Here is a 1,435-nt window from a genome sequence, read left to right as displayed (position 1 = left end):
GGGCCCCGGGGGGGTTCTCCCGCCGCGCCGCGGCGCCCCCGCCCCGCTTCCGCCCCCCCCCCCGCGCCCCCCCCGCGCGCCCCCGGCGAGGATGGTGACGCGGTGCAGGCCGATCGGGTTGGGCCGGTCGGGGGAGCGGGTGGCGAAGACGCCGGTCTCCGGCCGGGAGCGCTCCCCGCGCGGGCGGACGGCGAGCACCTCGCGGTCCGCCCGGTCGAGCCAGGTGAGCAGCAGGACCTCCTGCCCGGCCGCCAGGTCGGCGAGGGCGCGTTCCACCGCGGGGTCGAACGCCAGCCAGGCCTCCGGCCCGCCCTCGTCGCCCTGCCGGGGCGCGCCGGAGCGGTCCAGCAGCGGTGATTCCACCCGGCCGATCGCCCGTACCTCGAAGTGCCCGTCCGCCATCGCTCGCTCCCCGCTCGGTGGTTGTCGCTCCCGGTCCGTCCGATTCCTCCGATGATGCCGTGCGCGGCGCTCAGGCGCGCAGGAACGCCTCCAGGGCGCTCGCGAAGGCCACCGGGATCTCGTACATCGGGTAGTGGCCGGAGTTGGGCAGGACCTCCAGCTCGGCCTGCGGGTAGTGGGTGAGCCAGGTGCCGCGCATCGCCTCGGCGGTGAGGGCGAGGTCGTGCTCGCCGACGAACACCTTGACCGGCAGCGGGCTGCCCGCGACCTTGGCCGCGAAGTCCTGGGTGGTCCAGTCGGCCAGGTAGGCGGCGAAGGCCTCCGGCCGGGAGCCGGCCACCGAGCGGGCCGTCATCGCGTCGAGCCAGCGGGGGTTGGCCCGCTGCCCGGTGACGAGGTCGAGGATCGCCCGCCGGTTGGCCGGGTTCTGCGCGGCGCCGTGGAAGAGGTCGTACGCGTCGCCCTCCAGTGGGTAGGCGCTCGCGGGCACGGGCGTCACGCCGACCAGCTTGCGCACCCGGCCGGGCGCCTCGGCGAGGATGCGCTGCGCGGCCTTGCCGCCCATCGAGTGGCCGACGACGGAGAAGGTGTCCCACCCGAGCCGGTCGGCCAGCGCGAACGCGTCCGAGGCGATCTCGGCGAGCGTGAACTCGCCCTCCACGTCCAGCCGTTCGCCGTAGCCCCGGTAGTCGAGGAAGGCGTAGCCGAAGGCCTCCGGGTCGAGGTAGTCGAGGAACGGGCCCCAGGCGGCGCTGGTGCCGAACCAGTCGTGCAGGACCAGGACCTTGTGCTCGCCGGTGCCGAGGGCGCGGTGGGCGATCGTCATGCGGACTCCTGTCGGGTGGGGTGGAGCGTGGTGGCGGGCCGTTACCTTCCCAGCCCGGGCCGAAGTACTCCTGGGCTCCGCCGGGCCCTCCGGAGCGCCCTTCGCCGCGGGCCGTGCCGGTGCCCCGGCGGCGGCGTGGGGCGCCGGGCGCCGGGGCGGCCGCGGCGCGGGGGGGGGCGCCGGCGCCGCCGGGGCGCGCGGCGCCGG

2 protein-coding genes are annotated in these 1,435 nt (G+C 77.2%); both read right to left on the bottom strand.

The features are described from left to right. The coding region (locus ACFV4F_RS40905; RefSeq protein WP_380510646.1) for a TrmO family methyltransferase at positions 1-402 on the bottom strand (402 nt) is incomplete at its 3' end. A gap of 70 nt (positions 403-472) precedes the next feature. Then, positions 473-1,228, bottom strand: a complete 756-nt coding sequence (locus ACFV4F_RS40900) for an alpha/beta fold hydrolase (RefSeq protein WP_380510643.1) — start codon at positions 1,226-1,228, stop codon at positions 473-475. Between the last annotated feature and the right edge of the window lie 207 nt (positions 1,229-1,435).

Origin of the sequence: Kitasatospora sp. NPDC059722, assembly GCF_042733235.1 — a bacterium.
Taxonomy (GTDB): domain Bacteria; phylum Actinomycetota; class Actinomycetes; order Streptomycetales; family Streptomycetaceae; genus Kitasatospora.
The sequence above is the reverse complement of the archived record's forward strand: the minus strand, read 5'-3'. Positions and strand labels throughout refer to the sequence as shown.